This window comes from Lachnospira rogosae (ex Hitch et al. 2025), assembly GCF_040096455.1.
GTDB lineage: Bacteria > Bacillota > Clostridia > Lachnospirales > Lachnospiraceae > Lachnospira > Lachnospira rogosae.
On sequence record NZ_JBBMER010000001.1, the window covers coordinates 308,847 to 324,920 of the forward strand.

Genomic DNA, 16,074 nt, shown 5'->3' on the forward strand with positions numbered 1-16,074 from the left:
TTGATGATGACACGCGTATAAGCTGTCAGATATGGAGTAGATGTATGGATATTACTCAATTAAAAGGAGTAGGGGCTGTAACTGCTAACAATCTAAACAGGCTTTCTGTATACACAGTAGAAGATCTCGTAAAGCTGTATCCGAGAGATTACGATGTATATGAAGAGCCTGTTTTTATTAGTTCAATTGATGATGATACAGAGATTGCTGCTATAGAGGGAACGGTAGTTGGAAGCCCTGATATATATGGTAATGGAAGGCTTAAAATGCTGTCTGTTATCATTAAGGATTCAGAAGGCGGTGCGATAAAATGTGTATGGTATAATATGCTATTTTTGAAAGCATCATTAAGAATAGGAACACACTATGTATTCAGGGGAAAAGTGAACCATAAGAAAGACAGTTATATATTAGAACAGCCGCAGATGTATACAATGGCTCAGTACAATGAGGTTAAAGGTCAGCTTATGCCTATATATCCTCTGACGAAAGGATTATCTAACAAGACTGTTGTAAAAGCAGTAACACAGGCACTTGATAAATATAAAATCGGGTTGGAAAAGGAATATATACCGGAATATATAAGGGAAAAGTATAATCTTGCAGAGCATAATTATGCGATGGTTAATATACATTTTCCGCAGAGTATGGATGATTATATTATTGCAAGGCATAGGCTTGCATTTGAGGAATTTTTTCTGTTCGTGCTTGCAACTCTTAATATGAAAGCTTCTAACGAAAGAATACCTAATAGCTATGTTATCCCTGATAATGTAAAGACAAGAGAGTTCATTAACCAGCTTCCGTTTAAGCTTACTCATGCACAGCTAAGAACATGGGAAGAGGTTAAGAATAATATGAGTGGAAAGCATCTTACAAGTCGTCTTATACAGGGAGATGTTGGTTCTGGTAAGACGATTGTCGCTGTGCTTGCGCTTATGAATACAGCATTTGCAGGGTATCAAGGGGCAATGATGGTTCCTACAGAGGTACTTGCCAGGCAGCAGTATGAGTCTATAAGAAATATGTTCGCCAATGCCGGTATAGATATTAATGTTGGACTTCTTACAGGTTCTATGACACAATCTGCCAGGAGAAAAGTGTATGATGATATAAAAAATGGTACTATTGATATAGTAGTTGGTACTCACGCACTTATTCAGGAGAAGGTTGAATATAATAATCTGGCACTTGTAATAACAGATGAACAGCACAGATTTGGTGTCAACCAGAGAAAACAGTTGTCAGATAAGGGGAACAATCCGCATATAATTGTAATGAGTGCAACACCAATTCCAAGAACTCTTGCGATTATATTATATGGCGATTTGGATATATCTATTATAGATGAAATGCCATCAGACCGACTTGCAATAAAGAATTGTGTTGTGGATGATTCATACAGGCCAAAGGCATACGCATTTATTAAAAAGCAGGTCAGCGAGGGCAGACAGTGCTATGTAATATGTCCTATGGTTGAGGATAGCGAGAATATTGAAGCGGAAAATGTAATAGATTACACGGATAAGTTAAGAGCTGAACTTAAAGGCGTGCGAATTGAGTATCTTCACGGTAAAATGCGTCCAGTCGATAAGAATGAGATTATGGAAAGATTTGCCAGCGGAATGATAGATGTGCTTGTATCTACGACAGTTATTGAGGTTGGGGTAAATGTTCCTAACAGCACGGTTATGATGGTTGAAAATGCTGAAAGATTCGGACTTGCACAGCTTCATCAGTTAAGAGGACGTGTCGGAAGAGGAAAGTACCAGTCGTATTGTATATTTGTTACTGGCAATAAATCCAAGAAGATAAAGGACAGGCTGGATATACTGCAATATTCCAATGATGGTTTTAAGATAGCAGAGGAAGATTTGAAACAGCGTGGTCCGGGAGATTTCTTTGGGGTACGACAGAGTGGTGATTTTGATTTCGGAATAGCAGACGTATTCACAGATGCCAAGACTTTAAAAGAAGCCTCAGATGCGGCTAAAGAGATGATGGATAGCGGCTTTGACATAGAGGATGGTGCTAACACATATCTTAAGGAAAAGGTTGATGACTATACGAGAAAATGTCTGGAGAAAATCAATTTATAAAGGAGACTGGTTATGAGACAGATGGAATTTACAATGAGCAGGCCTAATCTTGTTAAGCAGGGTGATGAGGTTGAGATAACTGAGGGAAAGCTTCCAAGCAGTTATTATTATACTATTGAGCCAGCAGTTGCTATGTCAGGCAATTACTCAACTCCTGACAGGCTTAAGTCAAGACATGGAGTTGTTAAAGAAGTCGGAGAGACAAGCAGAGGATATTATGTGCTTGCGGAATTTGAAGATTGAAAATATATTAATAATATGTATAATTAAATATTGAATATTAAACATTAAATGATTTATAAGGAAAGGTTTGGAATAACTAATGGAAAAGAAGAAAAGGGGCAGTTTCACGGGAGAAATAGGATTTGTACTTGCGGCTGCGGGAAGTGCTGTTGGACTGGGTAATCTGTGGAGATTTCCGTATCTTGCGGCACAATATGGCGGAGGAATATTTATTCTTGTATACATTATACTTGCACTTACATTTGGCTTTACTCTTATGACAACAGAGATTGCTATAGGAAGAAAGACAAAGTTAAGTCCGACAAGGGCGTATAAAGAGGTTGATTCTAAGTTTGGATTTATTGGGCCGATTGCATTTATAATACCGGTTATCATTCTGCCATATTACTGTGTAATAGGAGGATGGGTTACAAAATATGTCACAGTATTTGCGGCAGGACAGAATATAGCTGCTGCCGAAGACTCATTTTTTGGTAACTTTATTGGAAGGGAATATGCACCACTTATATTTTTTATTATATTCCTTGGGCTTACATCACTTATTGTAATATCGGGTGTAGAAAAAGGAATTGAGAAGGTGAGCAGTTATCTTATGCCAGCACTAATTGTGCTTGCCGTTATAATATGTATATATGTAATTACAATTCCAGGTTCATCAGCAGGAATTAAATATTATCTTCTGCCGGATTTCTCTAAATTCTCATTTAAGACGGTGTGTGCAGCTATGGGACAGATGTTCTATTCAATGAGTCTTGCAATGGGAATTATGATAACTTATGGTTCATATACTAAAGATGAGGTGAGCATTGTAAAATCTGTCAACCAGATAGAGATATTTGATACAGGAATTGCCATTCTTGCAGGAATGATGGTTGTTCCGGCAGTGTATATATTCAGCGGTGAAGCTGGAACATCACAGAGTGGTGCAGGACTTATGTTTGTAACGCTTCCTAAGGTATTCACACAGATGACTGCTGGAAGATTTATAGGCGGATTGTTTTTTGTGCTTGTGTTTTTTGCGGCACTTACAAGTTCGGTATCCGTTATGGAAGCAATAGTTTCAATGCTTATAGACAGATTTCATATAAGCAGAATTAAAGCGTGCCTTGGTGTTATTATATTCTCGGTTGCCCTTGGAATACCTTGTTCACTTGGTAATGGGGTATGGTCACACATTACAATACTTGGAATGGATTTCCTTACATTCTTCGATTTTATAAGCAACAGTCTTCTGCTTCCTATAGTAGCCTTCTTTACCTGCCTTATGATAGGCTGGTCAACGGGTGCTGACTATATTATTGGAGAAGCTACCAAGAATGGAGAAGCTTTTAAGCGTGAGAAAATATACCGCGTTATGATTAAGTATATAGCACCGGTATTATTGCTTATTATTCTTGTGTTCTACACATTGGCACAGTTTAATATAATTAAATTCTAATTCGTCACAGAATATGTATTTTTAATTCGTTAAGATTATGCGATGAATATAATTACAGGGTTATGTGATTAATATGTATGTCAGATGAAAGCTGTACATTTTCTGCCACACAGGCAGGAATGGAGGTGTTCGTCTGGCATATTTTTTTATTGAAGGGAATATACATTTATATGCGTATATATGGAGGTTAGATATATGGATGGAAAAGAGCTTGTATCAGGTGCAGCGTATGATGTATATATGGATATTAAGAAAAGAACCAATGGAGAAATATATTTTGGTGTTGTAGGACCTGTAAGAACCGGTAAGTCAACTTTTATCAAAAGATTTATGGAATTGTGTGTCCTTCCTTCTATGAAAGATGATAATAAAAGAAAGAGGGCACAGGACGAACTCCCACAGTCGTCAGGTGGAACTACAGTTATGACAGTTGAGCCTAAATTTATTCCGAGTGAAGCAGCACTTATAAGTCCATTTGAGGGAATTAATATGAAGGTAAGGCTTGTTGACTGTGTCGGTTTTATGGTTGAAGGGGCTAATGGGCATCTTGATAATGGAAAAGAGAGAATGGTTAAGACACCGTGGGATACTAAGGAAATAGCATTTTCCAAGGCGGCAGAGATAGGTACTAAGAAAGTGATAAATGACCATTCAACAATAGGTATTGTTGTGACTACAGATGGTTCTTTTACAGAAATTGACAGAACGAATTATATAGTGGCAGAGAAAAAGACTATTAACGAGTTGAAAAAAATAAATAAGCCGTTCGTTGTAATATTAAACAGTGATAAACCTTATGCCACAAAGACCAGGGAGCTTGCCGTTAGCATGTCGGCTGATTATGAAGTTCCTGTTATTCCTGTTAATTGTGACCAGTTAAAGAATGAAGATGTTAATAATATTCTTAAAGAGGTGCTTAAGCAGTTTGCAGTGACACAGATTGACTTTTTTGCACCTGAATGGACACAGGTGCTTCCTGATGAGCATTGGCTAAAAAAAGAGCTTATGCAGGTGGCTGGAGAGGTGTTAGAAGGCATTAATACAATAAAAGATGCTGATAATTATAAATATAGTGCAGATAATGAATACATAAAGAAGCTTGATGTTACAGATGTGTCACTTTCGGAGGGAAGGGTGAGTGTGAAGATGTCTGTAGATGCTAATATTTATTATGGCATTTTAAGCGAGCTTACCGGAACTAAGATATTAAATGAATATGAGCTTATAAGTACAATAAGAGATCTGGCGTTAAGAAAGAAGGAATATGAAAGTGTATCTGATGCGGTAACTGATGTTAATATGTCTGGCTTCGGTGTTGTAACGCCTGTAAGAAGTGCAATAGAATTAGAAGAACCAGTTGTTATAAAAAATGGTAACAAATATGGCGTTAAGATTAAGGCTAAAGTTCCGTCAGTGAATATGTTAAAGACACAGATTAATGTTGAGATTGCACCTATAGTCGGAACTAAAAACCAGGCAGAGGATCTGATTAATTATATTAAAGATAATACAAAGGATAATCCGGACGGCATATGGGATACTAATATATTTGGAAAGACGATAGAACAGATTGTTAATGATGGGATATACGAAAAGACACATAATATAACTAAAGATAATATGGATAAGATTGGGGAGACTATAGAAAAGGTTATGAATGAGAATTCGGGACTTGTCTGCCTGATTGTGTAGCTGAGTGCTTGATTGTAAGAGAGAATTCTGATAAAATTAGTTGTAATTAATGTACTTTGCACAATAAAAGGCAAATAGGAGGACAATATGAAAAAGGTTGAAGATTATGTAAGAAGTATTCCAGATTTTCCAGAGAAAGGAATTATATTCAGGGATATAACAACAGTAATCCAGAGTCCAGAGGGATTAAAGCTTGCTATAGATGGAATTAATGAAAAGCTTAAAGGCGTTGATTATGATGTTGTAGTTGGACCAGAATCAAGAGGATTTATATTCGGAGTTCCAGTTGCATATGCTAATGGCAAAGGCTTTGTTCCTGTAAGAAAGAAAGGTAAGCTTCCTTGTGAAACTATTTCACAGGATTATGAGCTTGAATATGGCACAGCAACTATCGAGATGCATAAGGATGCCATAGTACCGGGACAGAAGGTTGTTATTGTAGATGACTTAATCGCAACAGGTGGAACAACAGAAGCTATTATCAAGCTTATTGAACAGCTTGGTGGTGAAGTTGTAAAGATTATATTCCTTATTGAGCTTGAGGGGCTTAAGGGCAGGGAAAAGCTTAGCGGATATGATGTTGACGCAGTTATAAAGTACGCTGGAAAGTAAAATAATAATGAGGGCTGTATGTTTGCTTCAGAGTGCCTTAGTGGGATTTTCTGACAGGATGCAGCCTTTGTTTGGATATGGAAGGGGTGATGTTATGCCAACACCACATAACACAGCGAATACAGGTGATATAGCTAAGACAGTTATAATGCCGGGTGATCCTTTAAGGGCGAAGTATATAGCTGATACTTATCTTGATAATGTAGTCAGGTTTAACAATGTAAGAAATATATATGGTTATACAGGTGTATACAGGGATGTTGATATATCCGTTATGGCTAGTGGTATGGGTATGCCTTCTATGGGCATATACAGCTACGAGTTATTTAAGTACTATGATGTCGATAATATTATAAGAATAGGGTCGGCAGGAAGTATATCTGACAAGGTTGACTTAAGGGATATTGTGTTAGCTATCGGTACAAGTACTGACTCTAACTATGCTAAGCAGTATAATCTTCCTGGAACATATGCACCTGTGGCAGATTTCGGGCTTTTAAACTGTGCATATGAGCAGTCGAAGCTTTATGGTATTGCTGCTGAGGTTGGGAATGTCGTATCAACAGATGTTTTTTATAATGATAATCCAGAATATAATAAGGCGTGGAGTAATATGGGTGTGCTTGCTGTTGAAATGGAATCAGCGGCACTTTATATGAATGCCGCCCGTCTTTCAAAGAATGCTCTTGCTATGTTTACTATAAGTGATAATCTTATGAATGGACAGTCATTATCGGTTGAGGAAAGACAGGAGGGCTTTGATGATATGATAAAGCTTTCACTTGAAACTGCAAGATTGTATAATATCGGGGGAGGCGTATAATGGACAAGTCGGGTTATACAGATATGACAAGTATACAGATACTTGTATTTTTTGCACTTGTTATTATTATTGCTGTATATGTCACAGTTACGAATAATAGAAGAAAGCAGAATTTAATTATTAAAAAGCTGAAAAATGGCTGGGGAAAACCGTCACAAAGAAAGTATTCCGGTGAAGATTATGAGTGCATATCACATTACTTTAAAAGAAATGAAGATGAGAACTCTATAGATGATATAACATGGAATGATCTTGGTATGGATGCGGTATTTTGTATGATGAATAATACGAATTCATCTGCAGGACAGGAATATCTATATAAGATGTTAAGATGTCCCAATGCGGATATCCAGTCGCTTAAAAAGCTTGATAAGCTTGCCTCTGACTTTGATAAAAATGCTGCTAAAAGACTTGACATACAGAAAATATTTGTATGGATAGGACGTGCAAAGCATATATCAATAAGTGATTACTGCGATGTTGTGGTAGGACTTGAGAAAAAAAGCAACGTTCTTCATTATGCTTCAATGCTTTTTATTCTTGCAGCAATTATATTTACCTGCACCATAAGCCCGGTGCTTGGAATATGGCTTTGTATCGCAGCTATCGCATTTTCGATAATAACGTATTATAAATATAAGGCTGCTGTTGATAGGTACTTCATATGTGTTAATCATATTGTGAAACTGCTTATGGGTGCGAAAAAGATAACAGCACTTAATATTGATTTTCTTGGTGAGTATAACGATAAGTTAAAGAATATATCAGAGGAGCTTTCAGATATAACAAAGAGGTCATGGCTTCTTGAAACGGGTAATGTTGATGGTTCTATAGCCGAGATTTTGCTTGATTACCTAAGAATGTTGACACACGTTGACCTTATAAAGTTTAATAATCTTATAAAGCTTTTTAATGATAAAGAAGATTATATATATGAGCTTATAGATACACTTGGTTTTATAGAGGCATCCATATCAGTTGCTTCATTCAGATGTATGCTTGGCAGCTGGTGCGTTCCTGAGTTCAGGAAGGATAATGATATGCAGCTTGAAGTAAGAAATGTATATCATCCGCTTATAACAAAGCCTGTAGCCAACTCTATAAATACTAAGCATAATGTACTTCTGACAGGATCTAACGCTTCTGGAAAATCGACATTTCTTAAGACAATCGCGATTAATGCACTTTTGTCACAGACAATATATACGAGTGTGTCGGAATACTACAGAGCACCTGTATACAGAATATATTCGTCAATGGCATTAAGAGATGACCTTAGCAGTTCCAACAGCTATTATATAGTGGAAATCAAGTCACTTAAGAGGATGTTGGATGCGGCTTCTAAAGAGGGACATCCTGTTCTTATGTTTGTTGATGAGGTGCTTCGTGGAACTAACACGGTTGAGCGTATTGCGGCATCATCAGAGATACTAAAGAGCATAAGGACTGATAAAGCACTTGTGTTTGCGGCAACACACGATGTAGAGCTTACATCACTTCTTAGAGGAAAATATGATAATTATCATTTTCAGGAGGAGGTTACAGATGATGAGGTTGTATTTGATTTCAAGCTGTATACAGGACCTGCAACCACAAGAAATGCAATAAAGCTGTTAAAGACTATAGGTTATGACAGCACTATTATTAATGCGGCTGAGAGAAGTGCGGGCTATTTTCTTAATAATGGAAAGTGGAATGTTGAAAATTGATATGAGCTATGGTAAAATACTATGTTGTTTATAGCTGCTGCAAAGCCGGCAGTAGCAGAAAGGAAGGCTTATGGTAGGATTAACATTAGTTTCGGAATTAATATTTGAAGCGGTAAAGTTTGTAGTTATGCTTGGACTTTTAGTTCTTGCAGTATTTGCCGGTGGTAAGATTAGAAAAGGATTAGATGCTAAAAAGGCAGCTAAACAGGAGGAAGAATAAAGTGCAGTACAGAGGCGTTAACGAATTAAGAAGATTATATCTTGACTTTTTTGAGAGCAAGGGACATTTAAAGATGAAGAGTTTCTCACTTGTTCCACATAATGATAACAGTCTGCTTATCATCAATTCAGGTATGGCTCCATTAAAGCCATATTTTACAGGTCAGGAAATCCCACCAAGAAGAAGAGTGACTACTTGTCAGAAGTGTATCCGTACAGGTGATATTGAAAATGTTGGTAAGACGGCAAGACACGGTACATTCTTTGAAATGCTTGGTAACTTCTCTTTTGGCGATTATTTTAAGACAGAAGCTATTCATTGGTCTTGGGAGTTCCTTACAGAAGTTGTAGGACTTGATGCCAATAGATTATATCCATCAATATATGAGGAGGATGATGAAGCTTTTGAAATCTGGAATAAACAGATAGGTATTGCACCTGAGAGAATATTCAGATTTGGTAAGGAAGATAATTTCTGGGAACACGGTGCTGGACCTTGCGGTCCATGTTCTGAGATTTATTATGATCGTGGCGAAAAGTATGGCTGCGGAAAGCCAGGCTGTACGGTAGGCTGTGACTGTGACAGATATATGGAAGTATGGAATAACGTATTCTCACAGTTTAATAATGATGGTAAGGGTAACTATACAGACCTTATCCAGAAGAATATTGATACAGGTATGGGTCTCGAAAGACTTGCAGTTGTTGTTCAGGACGTTGACTCTATATTTGATGTTGATACATTACAGGCACTCCGTAATAAGGTATGCGAGATGGCTGGTGTTAAGTATAAGGAAGATGAGAAGCAGGATGTATCTATCCGTGTTATCACAGATCATATACGTTCAGTAACATTTATGGTAAGTGATGGTATTATGCCATCTAATGAAGGCAGAGGCTATGTACTTAGAAGACTTTTAAGAAGAGCGGCAAGACATGGAAGACTTTTAGGGATAGAAGGAAAGTTCTTATCAAAGCTCTGCGAAACAGTTATAGAAGGTTCTAAGGACGGATATCCAGAACTTGAAGAAAAGAAGGAATTCATTACTAAAGTTATATCTGAGGAAGAGGATAAGTTCAATAAGACTATTGACCAGGGATTAAGTATTCTTTCAGATATGGAAAAGGAACTTCAGGAGAAGAACCAGAGCGTTCTTTCTGGGGAAGATGCTTTCAAGCTTTATGATACTTATGGTTTCCCTATTGATCTTACTAAGGAAATCTTAGAAGAAAAGAACATAACTATTGATGAAGACGGCTTCATTAAATGTATGAATGAGCAGCGTGAGAAAGCACGTAAGGCTCGTAAGACAACTAACTATATGGGTGCTGATGCAACTGTATATGATAAGATTGATCCAGCTATCACAAGTGAATTCGTTGGATATGACAAGCTGTCTAATGATTCCAAGGTAACAGTTCTTACAACAGAAGAAGATGTTGTAGAAGCTCTTTCAGAAGGAGATAAGGGAACAGTTATCGTTGATCAGACAGTATTTTATGCAACAATGGGTGGTCAGGAAGGTGATAAAGGTTATATCACAACTTCTGAGGGCGAATTTAAGGTTGATACAACAATCAAGCTTAAAGGCGGCAAGATTGGCCACGTTGGAACTATGACAAAGGGTATGCTCAAAGCTGGCGATACAGTTACTCTTACTGTAGATTCAGAATACAGAGCAGATACATGCAAGAATCATAGTGCAACACACCTTTTACAGAAAGCATTAAGAACTGTACTTGGTAACCATGTTGAACAGAAGGGTTCTTATGTAGATCCTGAAAGATTAAGATTTGACTTTACACATTTCCAGAGTATGACAGAAGAGGAGATTAAGAAGGTCGAAGATATTGTCAATGAAAAGATTGCTGAGGCAATTCCAGTAGAGACAAAGATTATGACAATCGAAGAAGCTAAGAACACAGGTGCTATGGCACTTTTTGGTGAAAAGTATGGTGAGAAGGTAAGAGTTGTATGTATGGGTGACTTCTCTAAGGAGTTCTGTGGTGGTACACATGTTGCCAACACAGCTAACATCAGACTTTTTAAGATTGTATCTGAGTCAGGTGTTGCTGCAGGAGTAAGAAGAATAGAAGCTCTTACGGATAAGGGAGTTCTTAAGTTCTTTAATAACCTTGAAACTCTTGTAAAAGAAGCTTCAATAGCAGCTAAGGCAGAGAGCACACAGCTTGTAAAAAGAATTCATACAATGAATGATGAGATTAAGGCACTTATATCTGAGAATGATAAGCTTAAGGCAGAGCTTGCTAATAATGCTTTAGGTGATGTGACAGATAATGTTGTTGATGTTAAGGGTGTTAAGCTTCTTGCAACTAAGGTAGATAATGTTGATATGAATGAACTTAGAAACCTTGGCGATAAGTTAAAGGGAGAGATTGGTTCAGGTGTTGTACTTGTTGTAAGTGCACTTGCGGCTGATAAGGTTAATATGATAGCGATGGCTACAGATGATGTTGTTGCTAAGGGTGCTCATGCTGGTAATCTTATTAAGTCTGTTGCTTCACTTGTTGGTGGCGGCGGTGGCGGACGTCCTAATATGGCTCAGGCTGGTGGTAAGAATGCTTCTGGTATTGATGAGCTATTAAAGAAGGCACCAGAAGTGCTTGCAGAGCAGCTTTAATTATAATAGTAATAATAACCACTATGATATTGGTTATAATATTAATTTAACAAATTGTGCTAAAATCGCAAAATTTCTGTTGACTTAGGTGATTTCTGTGATATAATATCTGTTGTGCGATTAGGTAAAACCCTATATGTATTGCCCAGCACAATTACGCAACAGAAGGGTGGTCAGGAAAAGGTATGTCAAATGTCATCGTTAAAGAAAACGAGTCTTTAGATAGCGCATTACGCAGATTCAAGAGAAACTGCGCAAAGGCAGGCATTCAGCAGGAAATTCGTAAAAGAGAACATTACGAAAAGCCAAGCGTAAGACGCAAGAAGAAGTCAGAAGCTGCTAGAAAACGTAAGTTCAATTAATTTGATAGCGAAATATTTAATCCCGGTGTATTTTAGAATACATCGGGATTTTTTTGCATATTTTATATATAAGCGTAAGTTGTTATGCTGGGGTAAGATATGGGAAAGTTTAGGTGTGCGAAAGATGTGCGTTCGGTTGTTATGCCGCAGTCTGTTACTATGCCGATTCTTACAGTTATTGGCAATAAGGAAATGTATATAGAGAATTTTAAATCAATAATGGAGTATGAATGTGATAGTGTCAAAGTCATTACAAGGCGTGGAATTGTACACGTTAAGGGAAGTGACCTTGATATAGGATATCTGGATATGGATGAAATATCCATAAAAGGGAGGATTAAAGAGATTACATTTGAGTAATATGGTTAATGGGGTGCTGTGTATAATATGAAACTGGGTATTAAAGATGGATTGAAGCATATTTTTTATATTGAACTGGAAATAAGCGGGGATGGTATAAATACATTTTTTAATATGTGCAGAAAAAAAGATATAATATTTTTTGATGTACAGCATATTAAAACTGGCAATAATGCTGTGCGTGCCAGGATAGCAAGAAATGATTTCTTTATGATAAAAAATCTTGTTAAGGCGGCAAGGGTGCATATTAAAGTTATCAAAAAGGCTTATCCAAGATATTACATATTTAGATACAGACAGCATTATTCGTTTGCCTACGGGGTGCTTATTGCATTTGTTATAATAAAGCTTCTGGGAATGTTCGTATGGAAAGTGAATTTTAATGGTAATTATGTATACACAGATGAGTATTTGAAAAGTTATATAAAGGATATGAAAGTTTATAATGGAAATATGCTTAAAAATATTGACTGTGCGTATATTGAAGAGTGCATAAGAAATGATCTTGATGTTACATGGGCGAGTGTTGAGATAAAAGGCTCAATGGTTAATGTATACATAAAAGAAAATTATTCTATGAATAAAGAAGCAGTGAAGTCTGTGTATAGTGACGGTGAAGATATAGTAAGCAGTTGTCAGGGTGTTGTTAAGAAGATAATTACAAGAAGTGGTACACCACTAGTAGCCTGCGGTGATGAGGTTCAGGAGGGGCAGGTGTTAGTATCTGGCAGGGTGGCTGTTACTGATGACTCAGGAACGGAGCTGTATCAGGTAGATGTATGTCCTGATGCAGACATTTTAGTTCATACAGTAATTGCTTATGATGATATACTGGAAAGAGAATACGGATACAGACAGTATACCAAGAGGAGATATTCTTCGTTAATTATAGAAAATAACAGCGGCTTAATTAAGCTGACCAAGCCGCACAGGCGGATAGAGCAGTATGATATAATAACGCAGAAATATCCATTGATTGTTGCAGGAGGGATAGATACTGGAATTGTTATTGGGGTAGAGAACAGAAAAGAATATAAAGTTATGAATGACAGGTATAATGATGTCCAGTTAGAAGATATTCTTAATGAAAGATTACAGATGTATATTTCACATATGGAACAAAAAGGAGTGCAAATAATGGATTGTCGTGTTAATATAGATACAACTGATGACAGAGGAAGCTGTACTGGAGAATTGGAAGTACTTCTTCCGGTTACTAATTGATATACATATTAATAGAAAGAGGATTAATATTAATGAGTGAAGTAGAAGTTGTTATTGATATGCCAGCAGAATACAGCAGTATGGTGTTTGGACAGTTTGATGAATATGCCAAGGCAATAGAGAGTAATCTTAATATAGAATTAATAGCAAGGGACGGAGTTGTAAAGATAATAGGAGCAGAAGCTAATGTTATAAGGGCAAGAGGCGTGCTTGATAATCTTATAGAGCTTGCAAGAAGAGGTAACCAGATAAGTAGACAGAGTGTTGATTATGCAATATCGTTATCATTTGATGATAAGCAGGATACTATGTTAGAGATAGACTCCGATACAGTATGCAGGACTATAGCAGGAAAGCCAATTAAGCCAAAGACATTAGGCCAGAAGAATTATGTAGACCAGATAAGGGATAAAATGATTGTATTTGGAATAGGCCCTGCTGGTACAGGAAAGACATATCTTGCAATGGCAATGGCTATTCAGGCATTTAAGTCTAATGAGGTTAATAAGATAATTCTTACAAGACCAGCGATAGAGGCAGGAGAAAAGCTTGGATTTCTTCCGGGTGATTTACAGAGCAAGGTAGACCCATATCTTCGCCCTTTATATGATGCACTTTTTCAGATTATGGGTGCAGAAAGCTTTAATGCTAATATGGAAAAGGGACTTATAGAGGTAGCACCGCTTGCATATATGCGAGGAAGAACTCTTGATAATGCGTTTATAATATTAGATGAAGCACAGAATACAACGCCTGCACAGATGAAAATGTTCCTTACAAGAATAGGTTTCGGTTCTAAGGTAGTAGTTACTGGAGACCAGACACAAAAGGATCTTCCAAGAGATGTAACATCTGGTCTGGACGTTGCTATGAAGGTGCTTTCAAAGGTTGATGAGATAGGTTTTGTAAAGCTTACTAACCACGATGTAGTAAGACACCCTCTTGTACAGAAGATTGTAAAAGCTTATGAGGAATATGAGAACAGACAGAACAAGAAAGAATTTGACAGGCGGAATAGGAAAGAATCTGATGGCAGGTCAAAAAAGAATTACGACAGCAGACAGGGTAAGAAAGAGAAAGGAACAAGAAAGAATGACAATTAATATAGAATATGAAACAGATAAAAAGTTAGATTTAGATTATGAGAAGATAATTAATGAGGTTGTTAATGAGGCAGCTGCATATGAGAAATGTCCATATGAGATAGAGGTTAATGTCACATTGACGGATAATGAGGCGATACATCAGATTAACAAAGAGTTCAGGGAAGTTGATGCACCTACAGATGTTCTCTCATTTCCTATGATTAATTATGAAGCACCATCTGATTTTGAGTCACTTGAAGACGAATTTGAGAATAACACAGAGGACTATTTTAATCCGGATACAGGTGAACTTATGCTTGGTGATATAGTTGTATCAGTAGAGAAGGTGGCTGAACAGGCTGAAAAATATGGACACAGTGAAGTGAGAGAACTTGCATTCTTAGTTGCACATAGTATGATGCACCTTTTTGGATATGACCATATGACAGAAGAAGAAAGCAAGGTTATGGAAGCTAAGCAGAGAGAAGTCCTTGATAATATAGGAATTACAAGATAATTATATTGGATATATTACAATTATAAGAATGATAATATTGTAGTTAACTATAAAATGACAACATTGAGGTTATATATTGCAGTTATAAGAATATAGAAATCGCGGGTGAGAGGTATAGGTATAATGGAATACACAGATAGAGAGCTTTTAGATAAAGCAAAAGAGGCAATGGTTTATTCGTATTCACCTTATTCAAGGTTTAAGGTCGGGGCTTGCGTACTTACAAAGGACGGACATATTTATACAGGCTGTAATATAGAGAATTCAAGCTTTGGTGCGACTAACTGTGCAGAAAGGACAGCAATATTCAAGGCTGTAAGTGAGGGTAGAAAAGAATTCGCTAAGATTGCCATAGTGTCATCTTCAGGTTTAAAGACGTATCCGTGTGGAATATGCAGGCAGGTTATGAGTGAATTCTTTAAGGGTAATGAGCAGATAATTCTTGAAAATGCTGGAGAGATAATTAAATATACTATTGATTATTTACTGCCTGATAGTTTTAAATTGTAATAAATAGTAAAATGAAATGTATAAAATATAACATTTTGCAAATAATTACCATATAAATTCATATTGCAAGGAAGGTGCAAAAGAATGGAAAATGGTATATTTAATAGAAGAAATGTTATATCAATATGTGTTGTGGCGGCTGTAATTGTAATATTAACAATAGTATTTCTGTCACGCAGCAATACAGGCGATGAGCATATAGATGACATACAGAAGGACAGAGTTAAGTATGAAGATATGCAGAATAAAAGAGCTGGCACAGAACAGGTGACGTCCCAGCAGACAGTAGGGGTATCACAGCAGAATAAGACATATACGGATAATTATCTGTTGCAGTTACAGGACGGACAGGCTGTAATATACAGGGGTGTATTGAAGAATTCGGACATTGAATATGAATTCTACGATTATGCCCAAATTGATATTGAACTGCTGCCAGAAAGCATAAAGAAAGAATGTACAGACGGGCTTGGTTTAAATGGAGAACAGCAGCTGTATGATTTTATACAGGCATACAGCATAGAATAACAGTAATAAGG

16 protein-coding genes are annotated in these 16,074 nt (G+C 36.9%); all 16 read left to right on the forward strand.

Annotated elements, in window-relative coordinates; translation table 11 throughout:
- The first annotated feature begins 44 nt into the window (after positions 1-44).
- On the forward strand, positions 45-2,099 hold the full coding sequence (gene recG, locus WMO14_RS01380; protein ID WP_090140032.1) for an ATP-dependent DNA helicase RecG: 2,055 nt from the start codon (positions 45-47) through the stop codon (positions 2,097-2,099).
- Positions 2,100-2,111: 12 nt separating this feature from the next.
- The gene (locus WMO14_RS01385; RefSeq protein ID WP_022501816.1) at positions 2,112-2,342 is read left to right on the forward strand and encodes a hypothetical protein; all 231 of its coding nucleotides are present in this window, start codon (positions 2,112-2,114) and stop codon (positions 2,340-2,342) included.
- 79 nt (positions 2,343-2,421) lie between these two features.
- A complete protein-coding gene (locus WMO14_RS01390) occupies positions 2,422-3,780 on the forward strand; it encodes a sodium-dependent transporter (protein ID WP_090140030.1) in 1,359 nt (452 codons plus the stop codon).
- Between the two features lie 195 nt (positions 3,781-3,975).
- Complete coding sequence (gene spoIVA, locus WMO14_RS01395; protein ID WP_349153148.1) at positions 3,976-5,472, forward strand: stage IV sporulation protein A; 1,497 nt, start codon at positions 3,976-3,978, stop codon at positions 5,470-5,472.
- 87 nt (positions 5,473-5,559) lie between these two features.
- A complete protein-coding gene (locus WMO14_RS01400; RefSeq protein WP_022501813.1) occupies positions 5,560-6,084 on the forward strand; it encodes an adenine phosphoribosyltransferase in 525 nt (174 codons plus the stop codon).
- A gap of 94 nt (positions 6,085-6,178) precedes the next feature.
- On the forward strand, positions 6,179-6,907 hold the full coding sequence (gene deoD / locus WMO14_RS01405) for a purine-nucleoside phosphorylase (RefSeq protein WP_349153207.1): 729 nt from the start codon (positions 6,179-6,181) through the stop codon (positions 6,905-6,907).
- Entirely contained in the window at positions 6,907-8,616 is a 1,710-nt protein-coding gene (locus WMO14_RS01410) for a MutS-related protein (protein WP_349153149.1), read from the forward strand. Before deoD ends, WMO14_RS01410 begins: the two co-directional genes overlap by 1 nt.
- Positions 8,617-8,686: 70 nt before the next feature.
- Complete coding sequence (locus WMO14_RS01415) at positions 8,687-8,836, forward strand: hypothetical protein (protein WP_022501810.1); 150 nt, start codon at positions 8,687-8,689, stop codon at positions 8,834-8,836.
- The gene (alaS, locus tag WMO14_RS01420) at positions 8,802-11,477 is read left to right on the forward strand and encodes an alanine--tRNA ligase (RefSeq protein WP_349153150.1); all 2,676 of its coding nucleotides are present in this window, start codon (positions 8,802-8,804) and stop codon (positions 11,475-11,477) included. Before WMO14_RS01415 ends, alaS begins: the two co-directional genes overlap by 35 nt.
- Positions 11,478-11,662: 185 nt before the next feature.
- A complete protein-coding gene (rpsU, locus tag WMO14_RS01425; RefSeq protein WP_005539624.1) occupies positions 11,663-11,839 on the forward strand; it encodes a 30S ribosomal protein S21 in 177 nt (58 codons plus the stop codon).
- A 99-nt stretch (positions 11,840-11,938) separates the two neighbouring features.
- Complete coding sequence (locus tag WMO14_RS01430) at positions 11,939-12,199, forward strand: YabP/YqfC family sporulation protein (RefSeq protein WP_022501807.1); 261 nt, start codon at positions 11,939-11,941, stop codon at positions 12,197-12,199.
- Positions 12,200-12,226: 27 nt separating this feature from the next.
- A complete protein-coding gene (locus WMO14_RS01435; protein WP_116443423.1) occupies positions 12,227-13,423 on the forward strand; it encodes a sporulation protein YqfD in 1,197 nt (398 codons plus the stop codon).
- A 32-nt stretch (positions 13,424-13,455) separates the two neighbouring features.
- Positions 13,456-14,526 carry a PhoH family protein gene (locus tag WMO14_RS01440; RefSeq protein WP_090140024.1) on the forward strand — a complete coding sequence of 357 codons (1,071 nt, stop codon included), beginning with the start codon at positions 13,456-13,458 and terminating at the stop codon, positions 14,524-14,526.
- Positions 14,516-15,025, forward strand: coding sequence for an rRNA maturation RNase YbeY (gene ybeY, locus WMO14_RS01445; RefSeq protein WP_055306584.1), 510 nt, complete (start codon positions 14,516-14,518; stop codon positions 15,023-15,025). Before WMO14_RS01440 ends, ybeY begins: the two co-directional genes overlap by 11 nt.
- A 123-nt stretch (positions 15,026-15,148) precedes the next feature.
- Complete coding sequence (gene cdd / locus WMO14_RS01450) at positions 15,149-15,535, forward strand: cytidine deaminase (protein WP_055306585.1); 387 nt, start codon at positions 15,149-15,151, stop codon at positions 15,533-15,535.
- Between the two features lie 84 nt (positions 15,536-15,619).
- Positions 15,620-16,063, forward strand: coding sequence for a hypothetical protein (locus WMO14_RS01455; RefSeq protein WP_349153151.1), 444 nt, complete (start codon positions 15,620-15,622; stop codon positions 16,061-16,063).
- The last annotated feature ends 11 nt before the right edge of the window (positions 16,064-16,074 follow it).